The 20,098-nt window shown below is 64.9% G+C and carries 18 protein-coding genes; 11 read left to right on the top strand and 7 right to left on the bottom strand.

Going from position 1 to position 20,098, the window contains the following annotated elements:
- Positions 1 to 38: 38 nt before the first annotated feature.
- Positions 39 to 797 carry an SDR family NAD(P)-dependent oxidoreductase gene (locus AC1VNY_RS01440; protein ID WP_016847447.1) on the bottom strand — a complete coding sequence of 253 codons (759 nt, stop codon included), beginning with the start codon at positions 795 to 797 and terminating at the stop codon, positions 39 to 41.
- 46 nt (positions 798 to 843) lie between these two features.
- Complete coding sequence (locus AC1VNY_RS01435) at positions 844 to 1,572, bottom strand: TetR family transcriptional regulator (RefSeq protein WP_375763797.1); 729 nt, start codon at positions 1,570 to 1,572, stop codon at positions 844 to 846.
- Positions 1,573 to 1,683: 111 nt separating this feature from the next.
- On the opposite strand from AC1VNY_RS01435, the gene AC1VNY_RS01430 reads away from it, so the two are divergent.
- Positions 1,684 to 2,856: an acetyl-CoA C-acetyltransferase gene (locus tag AC1VNY_RS01430; RefSeq protein ID WP_304497562.1), complete on the top strand. Its 1,173-nt coding sequence runs from the start codon at positions 1,684 to 1,686 to the stop codon at positions 2,854 to 2,856.
- 188 nt (positions 2,857 to 3,044) lie between these two features.
- Positions 3,045 to 4,589 (top strand): acyl-CoA synthetase, encoded by a 1,545-nt coding sequence (locus AC1VNY_RS01425; RefSeq protein WP_482403825.1) that lies wholly within the window; start codon positions 3,045 to 3,047, stop codon positions 4,587 to 4,589.
- A 230-nt stretch (positions 4,590 to 4,819) separates the two neighbouring features.
- Here AC1VNY_RS01425 and AC1VNY_RS01420 read toward each other — a convergent pair whose 3' ends face one another.
- Positions 4,820 to 5,326, bottom strand: coding sequence for a hypothetical protein (locus AC1VNY_RS01420; protein ID WP_482403824.1), 507 nt, complete (start codon positions 5,324 to 5,326; stop codon positions 4,820 to 4,822).
- Positions 5,327 to 5,430: 104 nt separating this feature from the next.
- Between AC1VNY_RS01420 and AC1VNY_RS01415 the strand changes: the two genes are divergently transcribed.
- The 4 genes from AC1VNY_RS01415 to AC1VNY_RS01400 all read left to right on the top strand — a co-directional run bounded on the left by AC1VNY_RS01415 (position 5,431) and on the right by AC1VNY_RS01400 (position 9,890).
- On the top strand, positions 5,431 to 6,585 hold the full coding sequence (locus AC1VNY_RS01415) for an alpha/beta fold hydrolase (protein ID WP_482403823.1): 1,155 nt from the start codon (positions 5,431 to 5,433) through the stop codon (positions 6,583 to 6,585).
- Between the two features lie 178 nt (positions 6,586 to 6,763).
- Complete coding sequence (mbfA, locus tag AC1VNY_RS01410) at positions 6,764 to 7,735, top strand: iron exporter MbfA (RefSeq protein WP_028339122.1); 972 nt, start codon at positions 6,764 to 6,766, stop codon at positions 7,733 to 7,735.
- Positions 7,736 to 7,834: 99 nt separating this feature from the next.
- A complete protein-coding gene (locus AC1VNY_RS01405) occupies positions 7,835 to 9,307 on the top strand; it encodes an amidase (protein WP_482403822.1) in 1,473 nt (490 codons plus the stop codon).
- A 229-nt stretch (positions 9,308 to 9,536) separates the two neighbouring features.
- Positions 9,537 to 9,890, top strand: a complete 354-nt coding sequence (locus AC1VNY_RS01400) for a nuclear transport factor 2 family protein (RefSeq protein WP_304497567.1) — start codon at positions 9,537 to 9,539, stop codon at positions 9,888 to 9,890.
- A gap of 137 nt (positions 9,891 to 10,027) precedes the next feature.
- Here the strand turns inward: AC1VNY_RS01400 and AC1VNY_RS01395 are convergent, their stop codons facing one another.
- Positions 10,028 to 11,116 (bottom strand): Zn-dependent alcohol dehydrogenase, encoded by a 1,089-nt coding sequence (locus tag AC1VNY_RS01395; protein ID WP_018269116.1) that lies wholly within the window; start codon positions 11,114 to 11,116, stop codon positions 10,028 to 10,030.
- Positions 11,117 to 11,169: 53 nt separating this feature from the next.
- Entirely contained in the window at positions 11,170 to 12,954 is a 1,785-nt protein-coding gene (locus AC1VNY_RS01390) for an acyl-CoA dehydrogenase family protein (RefSeq protein WP_482403902.1), read from the bottom strand.
- 71 nt (positions 12,955 to 13,025) lie between these two features.
- On the opposite strand from AC1VNY_RS01390, the gene AC1VNY_RS01385 reads away from it, so the two are divergent.
- Together AC1VNY_RS01385 and AC1VNY_RS01380 are read left to right on the top strand one after the other, a co-directional pair.
- On the top strand, positions 13,026 to 13,727 hold the full coding sequence (locus AC1VNY_RS01385; RefSeq protein ID WP_482403821.1) for an SDR family NAD(P)-dependent oxidoreductase: 702 nt from the start codon (positions 13,026 to 13,028) through the stop codon (positions 13,725 to 13,727).
- A 195-nt stretch (positions 13,728 to 13,922) separates the two neighbouring features.
- Entirely contained in the window at positions 13,923 to 14,753 is an 831-nt protein-coding gene (locus AC1VNY_RS01380) for an enoyl-CoA hydratase (RefSeq protein ID WP_482403820.1), read from the top strand.
- A gap of 297 nt (positions 14,754 to 15,050) precedes the next feature.
- Here the strand turns inward: AC1VNY_RS01380 and AC1VNY_RS01375 are convergent, their stop codons facing one another.
- Both AC1VNY_RS01375 and AC1VNY_RS01370 read right to left on the bottom strand, forming a co-directional pair.
- Positions 15,051 to 15,674: a GNAT family N-acetyltransferase gene (locus AC1VNY_RS01375; RefSeq protein WP_168858646.1), complete on the bottom strand. Its 624-nt coding sequence runs from the start codon at positions 15,672 to 15,674 to the stop codon at positions 15,051 to 15,053.
- Between the two features lie 70 nt (positions 15,675 to 15,744).
- A complete protein-coding gene (locus tag AC1VNY_RS01370) occupies positions 15,745 to 15,948 on the bottom strand; it encodes a DUF1127 domain-containing protein (protein ID WP_482403819.1) in 204 nt (67 codons plus the stop codon).
- Positions 15,949 to 16,066: 118 nt separating this feature from the next.
- On the opposite strand from AC1VNY_RS01370, the gene AC1VNY_RS01365 reads away from it, so the two are divergent.
- The 3 genes from AC1VNY_RS01365 (at position 16,067) to tcuA (ending at position 20,082) form a co-directional block, all read left to right on the top strand.
- Entirely contained in the window at positions 16,067 to 16,966 is a 900-nt protein-coding gene (locus AC1VNY_RS01365) for a transcriptional regulator GcvA (RefSeq protein WP_482403818.1), read from the top strand.
- A gap of 277 nt (positions 16,967 to 17,243) precedes the next feature.
- Positions 17,244 to 18,554 carry an MFS transporter gene (gene tcuC, locus AC1VNY_RS01360; RefSeq protein ID WP_375763804.1) on the top strand — a complete coding sequence of 437 codons (1,311 nt, stop codon included), beginning with the start codon at positions 17,244 to 17,246 and terminating at the stop codon, positions 18,552 to 18,554.
- Positions 18,555 to 18,681: 127 nt separating this feature from the next.
- Positions 18,682 to 20,082: an FAD-dependent tricarballylate dehydrogenase TcuA gene (gene tcuA, locus AC1VNY_RS01355; protein ID WP_482403817.1), complete on the top strand. Its 1,401-nt coding sequence runs from the start codon at positions 18,682 to 18,684 to the stop codon at positions 20,080 to 20,082.
- Positions 20,083 to 20,098 lie beyond the last annotated feature (16 nt).

The following is a 20,098-nucleotide window of genomic DNA, read 5'->3' as shown; positions in this document are numbered from 1 at the left end:
CCCGCAAGGGGGGGAGGGTAAGCAGGCGGAATTCGTCGTTAGCGCGGGGCCATACGGATGGCGCCGTCGAGGCGGATGGTTTCGCCGTTGAGCATCGGGTTCTCGACGATGTGGACGGCTAGGTTGCCGTACTCTGAGGCATCGCCGAGGCGGGCCGGATGCGGCACCTGGGCGCCGAGACTCTTGCGCGCTTCCTCGTTGAGACCCATCAGCAGCGGCGTCAGGAACAGGCCCGGCGCGATGGTGTTGACGCGGATCTTCAGGCTGGCGAGGTCGCGCGCCGCCGGCAGCGTGAGGCCGACGACGCCGCCCTTCGAGGCGGAATAGGCGATCTGGCCGATCTGGCCTTCATAGGCCGCGACCGACGCGGTGTTGATCGCGACGCCGCGCTCCTCGCCGATCGGGGCTTCGGTCGCCAGCCGCTCGGCGAACAGCCGCAGCACGTTGAAGGTGCCGATCAAATTGACGTTGATGATGCGGACGAACTTCGCCAGCGGATAGACGCCGTCCTTGCCGACGATGCGCTGCGAGCCGCCGATGCCGGCGCAGTTCATCAGCACGCGCGCGATGCCGTGCGCGGCCTCGGCCTTGGCAATCGCCGCCTTGATCGCGTCCTCGTCGGTGACGTCGGCATGCAGCGCAACGCCCTTCACCTCGGCGGCGACCTTCTCGGCGTTTTCCTTGTTCTGGTCGATCACGCCGATCTTGGCGCCCTTGGCGGCCATGGCGCGCGCGGTTGCGGCGCCAAGGCCGGAGCCACCGCCGGTGATGAGAACGGCAACGTCTTTCAACTGCATGGATACAACCTTTCCTTGGGCGTTTCTTCTCTAGACTTCGAACTTGTTATCCGGCGGCGACTTCTGCCGTTTCCTTGTCGGGATTGAGCACGCCGCCGAAGATCAAGGCTTCCATATGCTTGATGTACTCGCGGCAGACCTCGTCGGTGACCGGACCGACGCCGACCGCGCGCGACATCGCGTGGCGGCCGAAGAACAGATGATCGCAGGCGCCGATCAGGCTGGTGTAGAACAGCACCGGATCGATCTTGCGGAATTCGCCGGCCTTGATGCCTTCGGCCAGCAGCCGGCGGTGAAAATCCAACAGCGGCGCGACGAAGAATTTCGACACCTCGTTCGCGGCGGCAGGCGAGCTCTCGTGCAGGAGATAATGGATCAGCCGGTTCATATAGGGGAACTGGTGATAGGCGCGGATGATGCCGCCGATATGCAGCCGCAGTTTCGCGGACGGCGTGATCGGCTGGCTGATGAGATATTCGAGCTGCGATATCTCGGTGGCGGCGTCGCGCGCCAACAGCGCCAGCAACAGCCCGTCCTTGTTGCCGAAATGATATTTCACCAGGGCGGCGTTGACGCCCGACTTCTGCGCGATGTCGGACAGCGAGACCTCGATGGAGGCGCGCTCGATCATCAGCTCGCTGGCTGCGACCAATAGCTTGTCGGCGGTGGCATTTTTGCCGGCCGGAAGTTTCGTCGGTACGCTGGTATTCAACTGCGCTCTGGTCCCGCTCAGTGTCAGGGTTCGACGGTAAATCGAGGCCGCACATAAGCCCATGGCGGGGTCGCACTCAAGAGTTAATTGATTGATTGACTAAATGCTGAGCCGCCCCTTAAATCCGGCCCAACTTTCAGACCGCCCAATCCGGAAACATCAGGGAGATCAGACATGGCCGAGGCATATATCGTCGCCGCCGCTCGCACCGCGGGCGGCCGCAAGGGAGGGCGTCTCGCCGGCTGGCATCCGGCCGATCTGGCCGCGACCGTGCTCGATGCGCTGGTCGAGCGATCGGGCGCCGACCCCGCGCAGGTCGAGGACGTCATCATGGGCTGCGTGATGCAGACCGGCGAGCAATCCACCAACATCGCGCGCAACGCGGTGATGGCCTCGAAGCTGCCGGAGAGCGTGCCGGCGACCTCGATCGACCGCCAGTGCGGTTCCTCGCAGCAGGCGCTACACTTCGCGGCGCAGGCGGTGATGTCTGGCACGATGGACTGCGTGATCGCCGCCGGCGTGGAATCGATGACCCGCGTGCCGATGGGCCTCGCCTCCTCGCTGCCCGCCAAGAACGGCTTCGGCCACTACAAGAGCCCGGGCATCGAGGCGAAGTATCCCAACATCGTCTTCAGCCAGTTCACCGGCGCGGAGATGATGGCCGAGAAGTACGGCCTGTCGAAGGACGAGCTCGACGAATACTCCTATAACAGCCATCAGCGCGCGATCGCGGCAACGCAGGCCGGCCATTTCAAGGACGAGATCGTGCCGGTGACAATCACCCGCGCCGACGGCTCGACCGACACCCATCACATCGACGAAGGCATCCGCTTCGACGCCAGCCTCGACGGCATCAAGGGCGTCAAGCTGATCGCCGAGAACGGCAAGCTCACCGCGGCCAGCGCCAGCCAGATCTGCGACGGCGCCTCCGGCGTCATGGTCGTCAACGAGAAGGGCTTGAAGGCGCTCGGCGTCAAGCCGATGGCGCGCATCCATCACCTCACCATGATGGGCGGCGACCCCGTGATCATGCTGGAAGCGCCGCTGCCGGCAACCCAGCGCGCGCTGCAGAAGGCCGGCATGAAGATCGACGACATCGATCTCTTCGAGGTCAACGAGGCCTTCGCTTCGGTGCCGACCGCTTGGCTAAAGACCACCGGCGCCGATCCGGCCCGGCTCAACGTCAATGGCGGCGCGATCGCGCTCGGCCATCCGCTCGGCGGCAGCGGCACCAAGCTGATGACGACGCTGCTGCATGCCCTCAAGCAGCGCAACAAGCGCTACGGCCTGCAGACCATGTGCGAAGGCGGCGGCATGGCGAATGTGACGATTGTCGAACGATTGTAACGTCGCGAGAAACGAGGCACGCAGCCTCCACGCAATAGGTGTCGTCCCTGCGAAAGCAGGGACCCATAACCACAAACGCCCGTGGTTAAGCGCGGCTGGGGCCACAACTCAGTCCAACAAGAAAAATTGGTGGTTATGGGTCCCCGCGTTCGCGGGGACGACCACTTTTGATGCCCTGAGGAAACACAATGACCCATCCGTCGATCCACGCGCGTACCCATCCGAACAAGATCGCCTACCAGATGGCGGGCAGCGGCAAGGCGATCACCTATCGCGAGCTCGACGAGCTTTCGAACCAGGGCGCGCATCTGTTCCGCTCGCTCGGCCTGAAGGCCGGCGACCACATCGCGCTGCTGATGGAAAATCGGCTTGCCTTCATGGAGATCTGCTGGGCCGCGCAGCGCTCGGGTCTCTATTACACGGCGATCAGCCGCTATCTGACGGAAGAAGAGATCGCCTACATCATCAAGGACTGCGGAGCGAAGGTGTTCATCACCACCCCGCAATGCGCCGACAAGGTGAAGGGCCTGATCAAGGGCGAGGCAGGCGAACCGCTGTTCTACATGATGGACGAGCCCGCACCGGGCTTCCGCTCCTACGACAAGGAAGCCGGCGCGCAGCCGACCACGCCGGTTGCCGACGAGGTCGCGGGCTACGACATGCTGTATTCATCCGGCACCACCGGCCGGCCAAAGGGCATCAAGAAGCAGTTCGAAGGCAACCGGATCGACGTGCCGAACCCGTTCCTGCGGATTCTCACCGCAGACATGTGCGGCATGAACGCCGATAGCGTCTATCTGTCGCCGGCGCCGCTCTATCACGCAGCCCCACTGCGCTTCAACATGATGGCGACCGTGCTCGGGGGCACCTCCGTCATCATGGAGCATTTCGACGCCGAGGAATTTCTGAAGCAGGTCGAGAAGCACAAGGTGACGCAGTCGCAGCTGGTGCCGACCATGTTCGTGCGCATGCTGAAGCTGCCCGACGAAGTGCGGAGCCGCTACAAGGTCTCGTCGCTGAAGGGCGCGATCCACGCCGCGGCGCCCTGCCCGGTCGACGTCAAGGCGAAGATGATCGAGTGGTGGGGACCGATCCTGATCGAGTATTACGCCGGCTCCGAAGGCAACGGCGTCACGGTCTCGACCTCGCAGCAATGGCTCACCCACCGCGGCACGGTCGGCCGCGCCGTGGTCGGCAAAGTCAAGATCCTCGACGAGAACGACGAGGAAGCGCCGACCGGCCAGATCGGTCAGGTCTTTTTTGCCGACGCTCCGGCGTTCTCCTATCACAACGATCCCGAGAAGACGAAGAAGGCCTACAACGCCAAGGGCTGGTCGACGCTCGGCGATGTCGGCTACCTCGACGAAGAGGGCTTCCTCTATCTCACCGACCGCAAGAGCTACATGATCATCTCCGGCGGCGTGAACATCTACCCGCAGGAGACCGAGGACGTGCTGATCACGCATCCGGCGGTGTCCGACGTCGCGGTGTTCGGGGTGCCGAACGAAGAGATGGGCGAAGAGGTCAAGGCCGTGGTGCAGCCGCACGACATCACCAGGGCCGGCAAGGAACTCGAGGCCGAGCTGATCGCGTTCTGCCGGCAACATCTGTCGCCGATCAAATGCCCGAAGAGCATCGACTTCGAGCAGGAGTTGCCGCGCACGCCGACCGGAAAACTGGTGAAGCGGCATTTGCGCGACCGCTATTGGCCGAAGGCTCCAGTCAAGGCATAGCCGCGCTTCACCCTCCCCCGGGAGGGTCGGCTCACAACGAGTGAAGCGAGATTTGAGACGGGGTGGGGTGATCTCTCAACACGGGCAGCGCCTGAGTGGACGGACAGTTACCCCACCTCGGTTCGCGTTTCATGCGAACCGATCCCAGAGCGAGCTCCGCTCGTCTCGACCCCTCCAGGGGAGGATGAAGAGCGCACGCAGCCCAGCCCGCCCGCTCTGCTGACCCACTCCTACAACTCCGCCGCTGGCTCACACGCAGCAGACGCCACGGCACGCAAATGCAGCTGGCCGTGCTTGCCTGATGCCGTGGTGGTCCATTGCGCATCGATCTGCTGAAAATCTTCCGACAGCTTGCCGCGGTGACTGCCGTCGGTTTCGAACGCCCCGCTGCCATCGGGTGAGCGTTCGAAGATCTCGACCTCGAGATCGGACAGCCGGATGAACATCTGGACGCCGATCTTGGTCACGCGACGGCCGACCTCGTATGAACCGCAGCCGAGCGCTTCCGCGTTCTGCTCGTTCAAGGCCCTCACCTTGTCGAACGTGATGACGATGTTCTGCACGGTGTTGTCGCCGTCCCACTGGAATTCGCCGATATAGGCGTGCGGCAGTTTTTCGGTCAGCTGCTTGATATCGGCGGCACGCACCGCCGAGATCAGCAGCAGGCTTGCGGCCACGATCGTCAAACCGAGACGCGACATCTGGCCGGGCAGCTCTGCAATCTTCGCGTGGCGCATGCGGTATGCATCCCCTGGGCAAAATTGCTATCGTTCAACAATGACCGTCAGCATACAGCCAAATGCGCTGGTTCTGCGGCGATGCCCAACAGGTGATCTGCACAATGGAAGCCCTCCCCGACGTTCCGCTCCCCTCCACCATCCGCTCGCGTTATGTCGACGGCATCAACGGCCTGCGCATGCATGTGCTGGAAGCGGGCTTTGAAACATCCGGCCGGCCCTGCCTGTTGCTGCTGCACGGCTTTCCGGAGCTGGCGTTTTCCTGGCGCAAGGTGATGCCGAGGCTCGCCGCTGCCGGCTATCACGTCATCGCGCCGGACCAGCGCGGCTATGGCCGCACATCAGGCTGGAGCGCGGAGTATGACGGCGATCTCGCGTCGTTCCGCCTGCCAAATCTGGTGCGCGATGCGCTCGGGCTGGTTGCAGCGTTCGGCTACAAGCACGTCGATGCGGTGATCGGGCACGATTTCGGCTCGTCGGTCGCGGCGTGGTGCGCGCTGATCCGGCCCGACGTGTTCCGCGCGGTGGTGATGATGAGCGCGCCATTTTCGGGGCCGCCGTCGCTGCCGTTCAACACCGCGAGCGCGCCGGCAAGGCCCGCGACCGAAGACCCCGTGCATCGCGAACTCGCCGCGCTGCCGCGGCCGCGCAAGCACTACCAATGGTACTATTCGACGCGCCCGGCCAATGACGACATGCATCGCGCACCGCAGGGCGTGCACGACTTCCTGCGCGCCTATTACCACCACAAGAGCGCGGACTGGAAGGACAACAAGCCGTATCCGCTGCAGTCCTGGTCGGCGGGCGAACTGGCAAAACTGCCGACCTATTACGTGATGGATCTCGCCAAGGACATGGCCGCGACCGTCGCCGAGGAAATGCCGTCACGCGAGGCGATCGCCGCCAACACATGGCTGCCGGATAGCGAGCTCGCCTACTACAGCGCCGAATATCAGCGCACGGGATTCCAGGGTGGGCTGCAATGGTATCGCTGCGGCACCTCGGGCGCGTTCGTCCCGGAACTGCAGACCTGGAGCGGCCGCACGATCGGCCAGCCGTCGGCCTTCATTTCCGGCAAGCAGGATTGGGGCACCTATCAGCGGCCCGGCGTGTTCGAGGCGATGCAGACGAAAGCCTGCACCAACATGATCGGCTGCCATCTGGTCGACGGCGCCGGCCATTGGGTGCAGCAGGAACAGCCCGATGCGGTGAGCCGGCTGCTGCTCACATTCCTGCGAGAGGCCGGCGCGCAGCGCTGAACGCCCGCTCGGCCGTCGCGTCGCATCCCGTTGATCTCACGCGTTTTCTTCGCTCAACCCGCGCGGCTTGCCGGTGCTGCGGCAGCGAATCCGGGCCGATCCGGATTTGACCCGGCTCCCGTGCAACCGTATAGTTTAGAACTATTCTAATTCTAAACTCAGTGGACAAGGCGTTGCCGTGAAGAATTTCGCCGATCTGACCGAGCGCGAGGTGCTGGCGGTCGCGATCGCCTCCGAGGAGGAAGACAGCCGCATCTACATGACGTTCGCGGAAGATCTCGCCGAGCGCTATCCCGACACCGCCAAGATTTTCGAGGAGATGGCCGATGAGGAGCGCGGCCATCGCCACCGGCTGCTGGAAACCTACGAGCAGCGCTTCGGGGCGCATCTGCCGCCGATCCGGCGCGAGGACGTCAAAGGCTTCCTGCGCCGGCGCCCGATCTGGCTGACCAAGAACCTGCCGCTCGACACCATCCGCAAGGAAGTCGAGACCATGGAATTGGAGGCCGAGCGCTTCTATGCCAAAGCGGCCGAGAAGGCCGAGGATGTCGGCGTGCGCCGGCTGCTCGGCGATCTTGCCGAGGAGGAGAAGGGCCACGAGAAGCTCGCGGTGAAGCTAACCGGCGAGATCCTCAAGCCCGACGTGCGCGCGGAGGAAGACCGCACCCGGCGGCGGATGTTCGTGCTGCAATATGTGCAGCCGGGCCTTGCCGGATTGATGGACGGCTCGGTCTCGACCCTGGCGCCGCTGTTCGCCGCCGCCTTTGCCACGCATCACAACTGGCAAACCTTCCTGGTCGGGCTTGCCGCCTCGATCGGCGCCGGCATCAGCATGGGCTTTGCCGAGGCGCTGTCCGATGACGGCTCGCTGACCGGCCGCGGCTCGCCCTGGCTACGCGGCCTGACCTGCGGCTTGATGACGACACTCGGCGGGCTCGGCCACACCATTCCCTATCTGGTGCCCGACGCCTGGCCGAACGCATTCTGGATCGCGACCGCGATCGCCGGGATCGTCGTGTTCTTCGAATTGTGGGCGATCGCCTTCATCCGCGCGCGCTACATGGACACGCCGTTCCTGCAGGCAGTGTTCCAGATCGTGCTCGGCGGCGCGATCGTGCTCGCGGTCGGCATCCTGATCGGCGCGGCGTAGCAATTCCGATCAAACACGGCGACGACGTCACGGCTACAGCGCTTGCGGGCGGCAGCCAAACTGCCCATCATTGCGCCAACGACAAACCGGGAGCACGCCGTGGCCAGATCGCAATATAGTTTCAAGACCGCCGTCGACCTGTCGCAGGCGCTGCACAACAAAGAGGTCTCGGCGGTCGAGCTCGCACAGGACGCGATCGGCCGCATCGAGCGCCACGACGGCAAGGTCAACGCGGTCTGCGTGCGCGATTTCGAGCGCGGCCTCGCCGCTGCCCGCGCCGCGGATGCCGCGATCGCGCGCGGCGAGCACAGGCCGCTGCTCGGCATTCCCATGACGGTGAAGGAATCCTTCAACGTCGCGGGATTGCCGACCACCTGGGGCTTCCTGCCGCAAAAGGATTTTGTCCCGACCGAGGACGCGCTGTCGATTCAGCGGGTGAAGGACGCCGGCGGCGTGATCCTCGGCAAGACCAATGTGCCGGTCGGGCTTGCCGACTGGCAGAGCTACAACGAGATCTACGGCACCACCAACAACCCCTACGACCTCGGCCGCACGCCGGGAGGCTCGTCCGGCGGATCGTCGGCGGCGCTCGCCGCGGGCTATGGCGCGCTGTCGCTCGGCTCCGACATCGGCGGCTCGCTCCGCGTGCCGGCGTTTCATTGCGGCATCTATGCGCACAAGCCGACCTTCGCACTGCTGCCGTCGCGCGGCCACACCGCGCCGCCGGCGCCGCCCATCATCTATGAGCGCGACCTTGCGGTGACCGGCCCGATGGCGCGCGGCGCGGCCGACCTGTCGCTACTGCTCGACGTGATGGCCGCGCCCGATCCGCTCGACGCCGGCAAGGCCTATCGCCTCGACCTGCCGGCGGCGCGCCACGCCAGCCTGAAGGATTTCCGCATCCTCGTGATCGACACCGATCCGGTGTTGCCGACCGACAAGGCGGTTCGCGGCAGCATCGACAAGCTCGCGAGCCACCTCGACAAGGCCGGCGCGAAGATATCGCGTTCGAGCCCACTGCTGCCGGATTTCGCGGCATCCTCGCGTCTCTATATGCGGATGCTGCTGTCGTTCCTCGCCGCGACCTTCCCGCCGGAGGTCTATGCCGGCGCCTGCGCGGCGGCGGCCGCGCTGCCGGCCAGCAACACCAGCCTGCAGGCCGAGCGGCTGCGCGGCATCGCGCTCAGCCACCGCGACTGGGTGCAGGCGACGGTCGCCCGCTCGCGGCTGCGCGCGCAATGGCGCGAGCTATTCAAGTCGTTCGACGCGGTGATCTGCCCGATCATGCCAACGCCGGCCTATCCGCACGATCATGCGCCCGACCAGGAGCAGCGGCGGATTTTGATCGACGGTGTGCCGCACGTCTACACCGACCAGCTCGCCTGGCCCGGCATCGCGACCCTGCCCGGCCTGCCTTCGACTGCGATCCCGACCGGCTTTGCGCCCGACGGACTGCCGGTCGGCGTACAGATCGTCGGTCCATGGCTCGAGGACCGCACGCCGCTCAAGCTCGCCGAGCTGATCGAGCGCGAATTCGGCGGCTTCGTGCCGCCGAAGATGTTCGATGATTAGGTAAGCATCATTGCAGAGCGATGACGCGCGCCTGACCTTATCACCGTCACCCTGAGGAGGCCGCATCACCGTCACCCTGAGGAGGCCGCGAAGCGGCCGTCTCGAAGGGTCGACGGCCACCAGCCGGGCCGTACATCCTTCGAGACGCCGCTTCGCGGCTCCCCAGGATGACGGTATCGAGGCGGCCGCCGACACAGCAATGACGGACAGCAGAACCAGGAGGAAATCAATGAGCAACGATCTCGAGGAACTGACGAAGCTCAACAAGGACTACGTTGACTCCGTTCAGAACTGCGACGTCAAGCGCTTCGACGAGATCCTGGCGCAGGACTTCTACTGCACCAATCCCGACAAGAGCCTGGTCGACCGCGCTGCCTTCCTGAAGCAGACGGCGATCCCGGTGAAGATCAAGGGCCTGAAGGCCGAGGACGTCAAAATCCGCATCCTCGGCGATTTCGCCATCATCCACGCCCAGACCAGCTACACCAACGCGGACGGAGAGCCGGCGCGCGGCCGCTACACCGATTGCTGGGCGCGGCAGAACGGCAAATGGCTCGCGGTCTCTGCGCACGTGGCGCGGTGAACGTTCGCAGCGCCACCCTCCGCTGTCATGCCCCGCTTCATGCGGGGCATCCAGTACTCCGCGGCCGCAGTTGATTTCACACAACTTCCGCCGCGGCGTACTGGGTCGCCCGGTCAGGCCGGGCCACGACAAGTTCGTCAGCTGTCGAACATGATCACGCTCCGCAGCGTCTTGCCGGCTTTCATGTTGGCAAAGCCCTCGTTGATCTCGGAAAGCTTCAGCTTGGCCGAGATCCAGTCCTCCAGATGCAGCTTGCCGCGCATGTAGAAGTCGACGAGGCGCGGCATGTCGACGCGGAAGTGGTTGGAGCCCATCGACGAGCCCTGGATGCGGCGCTCGCGCAGGAAGTCGAAGCCGTGCAGCTCGATCTTCTGGCCGAACGGGATCATGCCGACGATGGTCGCGGTGCCGCCCGCCGCCAGCATGGCGAAGGCCTGCTCGGCGGTGTCCTTGCGGCCGAGCACCTCGAAGGAATGCTGCACGCCGCCGCCGGTGAGTTCGCGTACCTGCTGGACCACGTCGCCGCGGGCCGGATCGACGATGTCGGTGGCGCCGAGCTTGGTCGCAAGCTGCAGCTTGGCCGGATTGGTGTCGATCGCGATAATGCGGCCAGCACCGGCGATCTGCGCGCCGTTGATCGCTGCCATGCCGACGCCGCCGCAGCCGATCACAGCCACGGTCTCACCGGCGGTGACCTTCGCGGTGTTCACCACGGCGCCATAACCGGTGATGACGCCGCAGCCGATCAGCGCGGCGAGATCGAGCGGCATCTCCTTCTTGATCTTCACGATGGCGTTCTCGTGCACCAGCATCTGCTCGGCGAACGACGACAGATTGAGAAACTGATTCAGCTTCTCCTTCCTGCCCCATGACAGGCGGTTGGAGGCACCGGGCAGCATCTTCACGGTGGTGTCGGTGCACAGCACGGTGCGCCCGGTGGTGCAGTTGTCGCAGGTGCCGCAGAACACCGAGAGGCAGGTGACGACGTGATCGCCGGGCTTCACGTAATTGACGTCGGAGCCGACCTTCTCGACCACGCCGGCCGATTCATGGCCAAGCACCGCCGGCAGCGGGTGCGGATAAAGCCCTTCCATGAAGTGCAGGTCGGAATGACAGAGGCCCGCGACCGCGGTGCGGATCAGGACTTCGCGCGGCCCGGGATTGGGCACGCTGACATCCTCGATCACCAGCGGCTGATTGACTTCATGCAGAACGGCGGCCTTCATCGGGGTCTCCCTTGACGTTTTTGATTGTTTGAAAAGTTCGCTCGCGCGGCAGCCTACGCTGCGTCAAGCAATTCGCCAACCTCGGCCATGCCGACCGCGCGATCGCCGAGCAGGTGCTCGGTCATCCTGCGCTGAACGGTATTTTCCGTTAGCCGGAACGGATCGCCCGGCAGCACGCGGTGATCGACCACCATCCGCGACAGCAACAGCCGGCGCGCATCGCCGCGCATCTCGTGGATGCGTCCGCCCTCCCATGCCAGCGCCACGGCGCTTGCAACGTGATAGAGCAGGCTGGTGGCACGCCGCGCGTCGCCCTCATTGTCGACGCGGCTCGCCACCTCGCGCGCAAACGCGACCGCACGGTCGCTGAGATCGCGCAGCCGGTTGCGCCAGGCCTGCGGCACATTCGGGCTGTCATCGAGCCGCGCATGCAGATCGGCGGCGAGTGCATTGTCGGCGCCATGGCGGCCGACCGCGCGCTTCAGCGCATCGATCGCGACGATGTTGCCGGTCCCCTCCCAGATCGAGCCGAGATGCGCGTCGCGCAGCAGCCGCGGCGTGACGAATTCCTCGATGTAGCCGATGCCGCCGCGCATCTCCATCGCATCGCCGCAGACTTTTCGGGCGTCGCGGGTGGCGCGGAATTTCAACGTCGGCGTCAGGATGCGGAGCAGCGCCGCGGCGTCCTGGCTGCCGGCCTCGGCGCGGTCGAGCGCGTCGGCGGTCAAAAAGCTCATCGACAGCGCCTGCTCGGTCGGCAGCATGATCTTCATCAGTTGGCGCCGCGCCAGCGGCAGGTCGATGATGCGCTGGCCGAACACCACGCGGCCCTTCGCCACGGTGATCGCGTCGTGCCAGGCGCGGCGCATCAGCGCGGTCGACTTCACGCCGTTGGAGAGCCGCGACGAGTTCACCATCTCGGCCATCTGCACGAAGCCGCGGTCGAGCTTGCCGACGGCGTAAGCGATCGCGCCATCGAGCTTGATCTCGCCCGAGGCCATCGAGCGGGTGCCGAGCTTGTCCTTCAACCGCACGATCCGGTAATGGTTCTGCGAGCCGTCATCGAGGAAACGCGGCATCAGGAACAGGCCGACGCCGCGGGTGCCCGGCCCGGCGCCTTCCGGCCGCGCCAGCAGCATCACCACCTTGGCATCGGCGTTGGAGCAGAACCACTTCTCGCCATAGAGCCGCCAATGATCGCCCTCCTGCACGGCGCGCGTGGTCAGCGTGCCGACATCGGAGCCGCCCTCCTTCTCGGTCATGAACTGGCCGCCCTGCGTCAGCTTGCTCATGTCGGTCTGGGTCAGGCCGTCGAGATATTTTGCCTTCAACGCCTCGCTGCCGAAATTCGCCAGCAGCTTTGCACATCCGTCGGTGACGTTGATCGGGCAGCCCATGCCGAATTCGGTCTGGTTGAACAGGAAGGTGAAGGCGTGCTTGGCCACCACAGGGTATTTGTCGGGCCAACCCATGATGCCCTTGCGGAGCGACAGCGCATGGATGCCGAACTCGCCGAACGCAGCCTTCTCGATCTCGCGATAGGCCGGATGATATTCGATGTGCTGCACGTCGCGGCCGAACTTGTCGCGCTGATACAGCACCGGCGTATGCCGGTCGGCAAGCCGCGCGCATTCGTCGAGATAGCCTCCGGCTAACCCACCGAGGCGGTCGAGATGCGGCTCGATGTGGCGGAACAATGCCTCGGGCAGATGCAGCTTCAGAAGATCGGTCAGCGCCGGATCGGCCCGGTAGAAATTCATTCCCGTCGTGTCGGGCGCCAGCAGCCCCGGCTGGTTGGTGGCGGCTGACGTTTTCGGATCCTGCTTGTGCGGCTGCATTGAATTCCCGGCTTCGGTGCTCATTTGTTTGGGCACGACTATCCTCCTCCGGCCGAGCAAAGGAAAGCCCAATGGATATTCCAAAGTACAAGATCGCCCTGATCGTCGGTGCCGGCGCGGGCCTCAGCGCCTCGTTGACGCGACTATTTTCGCGAGAGGGAATTCGCGTGGCACTGGGCGCCCGCAGCATCGAGAAGCTCGGCGCGCTCTGCACCGAGACCGGCGCACGCGCCTATGCCTGCGATACCACCAAGGCCGAGGAGGTCGAACGGCTTTTTGGTCTGGTCGAGCGCGAGATCGGAACGCCTGATCTCGTGGTCTACAACGCCAGCGGCCGCTCGCGCGGGCCGTTCGTTGAACTCGTGCCCTCAGAGGTCGAGCAGGCAATCGCAGTCTCCGCGTTCGGCGGCTTCCTGGTAGCGCAGGAGGCGGCGAAGCGCATGCTGCCCAACAAGAAGGGCGCGATCCTGTTCACCGGCGCCTCTGCCAGCGTGAAGGGCTATGCGCAGTCGGCGCCGTTCGCGATGGGCAAGTTCGCGTTGCGCGGCCTCGCGCAGAGCATGGCACGCGAATTGTCGCCGCAGGGCATCCATGTCGCGCATTTCGTGATTGACGGCGGCATCCGCAGCGCCGCCCGCACCGAGCCCGCCGACCGGCCGGACTCGATGCTCGATCCCGACGCGATTGCATTGAGCTACTGGAACGTGCTGCAACAGCCGCGCAGCGCCTGGACCTGGGAGCTGGAATTGCGGCCCTGGGTTGAGAAGTTTTGAGATGACGGAGATCATGCAAGCGGCGTAGGCTGAACGCAAACCGCCGCCACATTCGTCATTGCGCACAGCGAAGCGACGAAGCAATCCATTCCTCCACTTGCGGCGGCATGGAGTGCTTCGCGGAGCCTGTCATCCGGCGGCGCTGCGCGCCGACCGGGTGGCTCGGAATGACGGATGGAACTGGGGAAGGAAACCATGTCGAACGAAATCAAGATCGAGACCGGCACCGACGAACTGCTCTGCGTGATCCGCGATCGCGTCGCCGTCATCACGCTGAACCGCCCGGACGCCCGCAACTCGCTGTCGGACACGCTGACGCCGGCGCTGCGCACGATGATCAGGACCTGCGGCGAGAACCCCGAGGTGGGCGTGCTGCTCGTCACCGGCGCCGGCAAGGCGTTCTGCGCCGGCGGCAACGTCAAGGGCATGGGCGCGCATCGCGACAAGAAGAAGCTCGAAATGTCCTATGAGGACAAGGTCGCGGATTTGCAGGAGCGGCAGCGCCTGCTCACCGGCGCGCTCGCCTCGGTGCGGAAACCGACGATTGCCGCCCTTCCCGGCCCCGCGGTCGGCGCCGGCCTTGCGATCGCGATGGCCTGCGACATCCGGATCGCCGCACAATCCGCCTTCATCTCGACCGGTTACCTGCGCGTCGCGCTGAGCGGCGACTACGGCATGGCCTGGCTGTTGACGCGCCTGGTCGGCACCTCGCGCGCCCGCGAGCTGATGTTCACCTCGGAGAAGGTCGACGCCGCGAGGTGCGAGCAGATCGGCCTCGTCAACCGCGTGGTGCCGGATGAGACGCTGAAGGACGAAGCGTTCGCGCTGGCGAAGTCGATCGCCGAGGGCCCGACGCTGGCGCTGCGCTACATGAAGGACAATCTCGACGAGGCGCTGCAATTCGACTTCGCCACCGCGCGCGACCACGAGGCCGAGCGGCTGATCCGCCTCACCACGACGGCCGATCACAAGGAGGCGGTGCAGGCCTTCATCGAGAAGCGCAAGCCGGTGTTCCGGGGGAGTTGAGCGCGATCTCTTCTCCTTCCCCCTGAAAGGGGGAAGGTCGGGATGGGGGTCCAGCCGCACGCACTGTTGCTCGAGGAGAGCGCTGATCCCCACCCGCTTTGCTCTGACGAGCAAAGCGACCTCCCCTTGAAAAGGGGAGGTGAGAACTCGTAGCCCGGATGAAGCGAAGCGAAATCCGGGACAAGTCTCGCCGCGGTACGACCCCGGATTACGCTGCGCTTCATCCGGGCTACGGGGTCGGAGCAATCAAAAAGAAAAGGGCCCGGTTCTGGAGGGGCCAGAACCGGGCCTAGTCAGTCAAACCGCAAGCGAGGACATCGCGGCCAAGCGGGAAGTGGCGGCAAGCCGCCAGCTGGCACAGGGAATGTCTTGCGGTTCGACGTGGATCTCTTTCACGAAGCGCACCAGCTTCCAGTCGCCGGGGCTCTGGGTGAAGGCGTAGCCCGACTTGCGGGCGAGGCCGATCATCGTCGCATTGGAACGCAGCGTGTCGCCGAAGATGCGCTCGGCTCCGAAGGACGCCGCGCGGCATTCGAGATTCTTCAGCAGCGCCTTGCCAATGCCGTGGCCCTGCCACCGGTCATCGATCGACAGGCCGAACTCGACGCTCGAAGTATCGGCATGGAAGGCGTAGCGGGCTTCGCCGACGATGGTCTCAAAGCCATCGACCAGCATCGTCGCGACCACCGTGAACCGGTCAGCCTCGCCGACGTGGATGAAACGTTCGAGCTCCGTCTTCGGCAGCTCGCTCAACGCACCCAGGAAGCGATTGTAACGGGACCCCGCGGAGAGCGAGCGGATGTAGCTCTGCAGCTCTTCGCGGTCGCGCGGCTCGACGAAGCGCACCTTGACCTCGCTGCCGTTCTTGGCGCGCAGCACGTCAGAGTATTGCTTGAGATCGTCGAGATGCAGCGCAACCATGACACGCTCCTCGGGTGAAGAAACTAGCCGGCGCCCCTCGATCGAGGCGACGCCAGCGATGGCGTCCTTCTCAGGCCCGCCAGAACGGCTTCTCGGTCTCGAACACGATGTCGCTGCGGGACATGCCGATGTCGTGCAGATCGCGCTCGGTCCACTGCGACAGCTCGCGACGGCGCTCGTAACGCTCCAACCAGACATGCAGCGTCTCCCCGACCTGGTTCAGCAATCCGGGCGTATGATGATTTGTCATCGATTCATGGGTGAAAATGGACATCTGCGGCTCCTGTCGGTAACCTGTTCGCGCTAATATTGGCGCTATTCGGTCCGCTCACAAACGACACTTTGTACCGTTTCGCATGAATTAAAGTCATGTATTTGGAGGCGCCCAAGAGATGACCAGCCGCCTGCCTTCGCTGAATGGCCTGAGGGCGTTCGAGGCCGCCGCACGGCATATGAGCTTCACGCTGGCGGCGTCCGAACTGAACGTGACGCAGACTGCGATCAGCCATCAGATCCGGCGGCTCGAGGAGGAGCTCGGCGTCCGCCTGTTTATCCGCCAGAACCGCTCGCTGAGCCTGACGCCGGAGGCTACCGAATACCTTCCCGGCGTCCGCGCCGCCTTCAATGACCTCAGGCTCGCAACTGATCGCCTATTGCGCCGGGACGACGATCACGTGCTGACCGTCTCGACGCTGGCATCGCTTGCCGCCAAATGGCTGCTGCCGCGGCTGTCGGCCTTCCAGGAGGCGCATTCCGGCATCGACGTTCGCATCACCACCTCGACCAGCCTGGTCGACTTCCAGCGCGACAAGGTCGACGCGGCGATCCGCTATGGCCGCGGCCAATGGGCGGGCTTGCGTGCGGACTGGCTGATGGCGGATGAGCTGTTTCCGGTGTGCAGCCCGTCGCTGCTGCAGGGAACCAGGCCGCTGAAATGCCCTGAAGACCTCAGGGATCACACGCTCCTGCACACCAGCAACGCCAACAGCGACGACTGGCGGCTGTGGCTGACCGCGGCGGGATTGCCGACGGATATTTCCAAGCAGCCCGGCGTCACCTTCGACCTGCTGTTCGTGACGATCCAGGCCGCGATCGACGGCATCGGCATCGCGATGGGCCGCACCTCCTATGTGCAGGACGACATCGCCAAGGGCCGCCTCGTGGTTCCCTTCAAGATCGCGCTGCCAGCCGACGCCGGCTTCTATCTGGTTTCGCCGCAGGGACGCGCCGATACGCCAAAGCTCTCCGCGTTCCGGGACTGGCTCGGCACAACGGCACACGCCGCGCCTTGATGCGGCACACACGACGGCCGGAGCTTCGGTTCTGATTGAACCAGGTCAGAAGCGCTAGAATGTTGTTTTGACGAGGTTTATTCGCGCGAACCGGTATCCCTTTCGCTCGATACGCTCCCTGCGATATCCGCCTACGGCTTTTTTCCCATAGCCCCCCGCGTGATTTCGGGTTGGTCGCGCCGGACAGGCGTGCCAAATTGCCGCACATGGCAGTTAACTGCTTTGGCCGGCGAAACAATTTGCGCCGGCCGTTTCGTCACGGGGAGGAAAGGGCGTTATGTCGCAGTCGAGTTCATCGCAAGTCCCGCAGATCAAATCGCGTCTTGGCGCCATCCTGCGCGCGACCAGCGGCAATTTCCTTGAGCAGTTCGACTTCTTCCTGTTCGGCTTCTATGCGCAGGCGATTGCAAAGGCCTTCTTCCCCTCCGAGAACGAGACCGCGGCGCTGCTCAACGCCTTCGGCGTGTTCTGGCTCGGCGCCCTGATGCGCCCGGTCGGCGCCGTCGTGCTCGGCGCCTATATCGACCGCATCGGCCGCCGCAAGGGCCTGATCGTGACGCTGTCGATCATGGCTATCGGCACCGTGGTGATCGCGCTCTGCCCGAGCTATGCGACCATCGGCATTGCGGCGCCGATCATCGTGCTGATCGCGCGCCTGCTGCAGGGGTTCTCCGCCGGCGTCGAGCTCGGCGGCGTCTCGGTCTATCTCGCGGAGATCGCCACGCCCGGCAATCGCGGCTTCTACACCTCGTTCCAGTCGGCGAGCCAGCAGGTCGCGATCTTCGTCGCCTCGATCCTCGGCTTCGTCCTCAGCGAGAGCATGCCGGCCGCGACCGTTGCCTCCTGGGGCTGGCGCATCCCGTTCTTCGTCGGCTGCCTGATCATCCCGGTGATCTTCTTCCTGCGCCGGACGCTGGAGGAGACCCCGGCGTTCCTCGCGATGAAGAAGCATCCGACCGCGAGCGAGGTGTTTGCCTCGGCGATCGCGAACTGGCGCATCGTCGTCCTCGGCATGATGATCGCGGTGCTGACCACCACCACCTTCTACTTCGTCACCGTCTACACGCCGACCTTCGGCAAGACCGTGCTGAAGCTCTCGACCCAGGATGCGCTGCTGGTGACGCTGCTGGTTGCGGTGACCAACTTCATCTGGAATCCGGTCGGCGGCGCGGTGTCCGACCGGATCGGCCGCAAGCCGGTGCTGCTGGCGATCGCCGGCCTGTCCCTCATCACGGCCTATCCGGCGCTGCACTGGCTGGTGACCAATCCGTCGTTCGGCAAGATGCTGGCGGTCGAGATGATGTTCTCGTTCTATTTCGGCGTCTACAGCGGCACCATGCTGGGCTGCCTGGTCGAGATCGTTCCGGCGCATGTCCGCACCACCTGCTTCTCGCTGGCCTTTGCGCTGGCCGCCGGGCTGTTCGGCACCTTCACGCCGTTCGCCTCGACCTGGCTGATCCAGCAGACCGGCGACAAGGCTTCGCCCGGCTACTGGCTGATGTGCGCCGCAGCTCTCGGCATCGTCGCCACGCTGATCGTCTATCGTGGCGGCCAGACCATCGAGCAGCGCGAGACGGTTGCGGCCTGATATCCACTTCGCGGCCGGGCGGGCTCGCTGGGCATGACTTCTTCGGAAAATCGCGACACGCTTTTCCGGATCATGCTCATGCGCCCGGCCGTGTTGCTTTCCATGCCAACAACGATAACAAGAGCGCATGGTTGATCTGACGCGCAGGTTCGACGTCCTGGTGATCGGCGGCGGCAACGCCGCGCTGTGCGCTGCGATCAGCGCACGGCGCGCCGGCGCCGCCGTGCTGGTCCTGGAAGGCGCCCCGAAATTCTATCGCGGCGGCAACACCCGCCACACCCGCAACATGCGCTGCGCCCATGACGCGGCGACCGAAATCCTCACCGGTCCCTACACCGAGGACGAGTTCTGGAACGATTTGCTGCTGGTGACCGGCGGCCAGACCGACGAGGAACTGGCCCGCTTCATGATCCACGAATCCAAGGACATCCTGAACTGGATCGTCGAACAGGGTGTGCGCTGGCAGCCCTCGCTCGGCGGCACGCTGAGCCTTGGCCGCACCAACTCGTTCTTCCTCGGCGGCGGCCGCGCGATGCTGAACGCGCTCTATCGCACCGCCGAGGAGCTCGGCGTCGACATCCTCTACGATGCCGAGGTCATCGACCTCACGGTCGAGGACGGCATGTTCCTTTCGGCGCAGCTGAAGCAACCGGTCGGCGGCAAGACCGAAGTCCGCGCCTCGACCCTGGTCGCGGCCGCCGGCGGCTTCGAGGCCAACATCGAATGGCTGAAGGAGTCCTGGGGCGATGCGGCCGACAATTTCCTGATCCGCGGCACGCCCTATAATCGCGGCGCGATCCTCAAGATGCTGCTCGCCAAGGGCGTGCAGGAGATCGGCGATCCGACGCAATGCCATGCGGTGGCGATCGACGCGCGCGCGCCGAAATTCGACGGAGGCATCATCACGCGCCACGACTCGGTCGTGTTCGGCATCGTCGTCAACAAGCACGCCGAACGCTTCTACGACGAGGGCGAGGACATCTGGCCGAAGCGCTACGCGATCTGGGGGCGGCTGGTCGCCGCGCAGCCGGACCAGATCGCCTACATCATCTTCGACTCGACCGTGGTGACGAGCTTCATGCCGACGCTGTTTCCGCCGATCGCGGGCGCGACGATTGCCGAACTCGCCGGCAAGCTCGAGCTCGACGCGGCCGCGCTGGAAAAGACCATCACCGAGTTCAACGCCGCGGTGCAGCCCGGCACCTTCGACCACACCATCCTCGATGACTGCGCTACCCTAGGCATCACGCCGCCGAAGACGCATTGGGCGCGCCGGATCGAGACGCCGCCCTATCTCGCCTATCCGGTGCGGCCGGGCATCACCTTCACCTATCTCGGCACCCGCGTGAACAGAGAGGCGCGGATGCTGATGAAGGACGGCAAGCCGTCCGCCAACATGTTCGCCGCCGGCGAGATCATGGCCGGCAACGTGCTCGGCAAGGGCTATGCCGCTGGCATCGGCATGACCATCGGCAGCGTGTTCGGCCGCGTCGCCGGCCGGGAAGCAGCCAAGAATGCGCGGAACTGAAGGCGGGACTGACGCG

The sequence above is a fragment of the Bradyrhizobium ferriligni genome, assembly GCF_056837965.1.
This window is presented reverse-complemented; position numbering and strand designations above follow the sequence as displayed.

What these genes read in the sequence shown, in the direction of transcription:
- AC1VNY_RS01440 (WP_016847447.1), bottom strand. Translation starts at nt 797, where the DNA reads ATGCAGTTGAAAGACGTTGCCGTTCTCATCACCGGCGGTGGCTCCGGC.
- AC1VNY_RS01430 (WP_304497562.1), top strand. Translation starts at nt 1,684, where the DNA reads ATGGCCGAGGCATATATCGTCGCCGCCGCTCGCACCGCGGGCGGCCGC.
- AC1VNY_RS01395 (WP_018269116.1), bottom strand. Translation starts at nt 11,116, where the DNA reads ATGAAGGCCGCCGTTCTGCATGAAGTCAATCAGCCGCTGGTGATCGAG.
- AC1VNY_RS01400 (WP_304497567.1), top strand. Translation starts at nt 9,537, where the DNA reads ATGAGCAACGATCTCGAGGAACTGACGAAGCTCAACAAGGACTACGTT.
- AC1VNY_RS01365 (WP_482403818.1), top strand. Translation starts at nt 16,067, where the DNA reads ATGACCAGCCGCCTGCCTTCGCTGAATGGCCTGAGGGCGTTCGAGGCC.
- AC1VNY_RS01380 (WP_482403820.1), top strand. Translation starts at nt 13,923, where the DNA reads ATGTCGAACGAAATCAAGATCGAGACCGGCACCGACGAACTGCTCTGC.
- AC1VNY_RS01425 (WP_482403825.1), top strand. Translation starts at nt 3,045, where the DNA reads ATGACCCATCCGTCGATCCACGCGCGTACCCATCCGAACAAGATCGCC.
- AC1VNY_RS01435 (WP_375763797.1), bottom strand. Translation starts at nt 1,572, where the DNA reads ATGGGCTTATGTGCGGCCTCGATTTACCGTCGAACCCTGACACTGAGC.
- tcuC (WP_375763804.1), top strand. Translation starts at nt 17,244, where the DNA reads ATGTCGCAGTCGAGTTCATCGCAAGTCCCGCAGATCAAATCGCGTCTT.
- AC1VNY_RS01385 (WP_482403821.1), top strand. Translation starts at nt 13,026, where the DNA reads ATGGATATTCCAAAGTACAAGATCGCCCTGATCGTCGGTGCCGGCGCG.
- AC1VNY_RS01375 (WP_168858646.1), bottom strand. Translation starts at nt 15,674, where the DNA reads ATGGTTGCGCTGCATCTCGACGATCTCAAGCAATACTCTGACGTGCTG.
- AC1VNY_RS01420 (WP_482403824.1), bottom strand. Translation starts at nt 5,326, where the DNA reads ATGCGCCACGCGAAGATTGCAGAGCTGCCCGGCCAGATGTCGCGTCTC.
- AC1VNY_RS01370 (WP_482403819.1), bottom strand. Translation starts at nt 15,948, where the DNA reads ATGTCCATTTTCACCCATGAATCGATGACAAATCATCATACGCCCGGA.
- AC1VNY_RS01390 (WP_482403902.1), bottom strand. Translation starts at nt 12,954, where the DNA reads ATGCAGCCGCACAAGCAGGATCCGAAAACGTCAGCCGCCACCAACCAG.
- AC1VNY_RS01415 (WP_482403823.1), top strand. Translation starts at nt 5,431, where the DNA reads ATGGAAGCCCTCCCCGACGTTCCGCTCCCCTCCACCATCCGCTCGCGT.
- tcuA (WP_482403817.1), top strand. Translation starts at nt 18,682, where the DNA reads ATGGTTGATCTGACGCGCAGGTTCGACGTCCTGGTGATCGGCGGCGGC.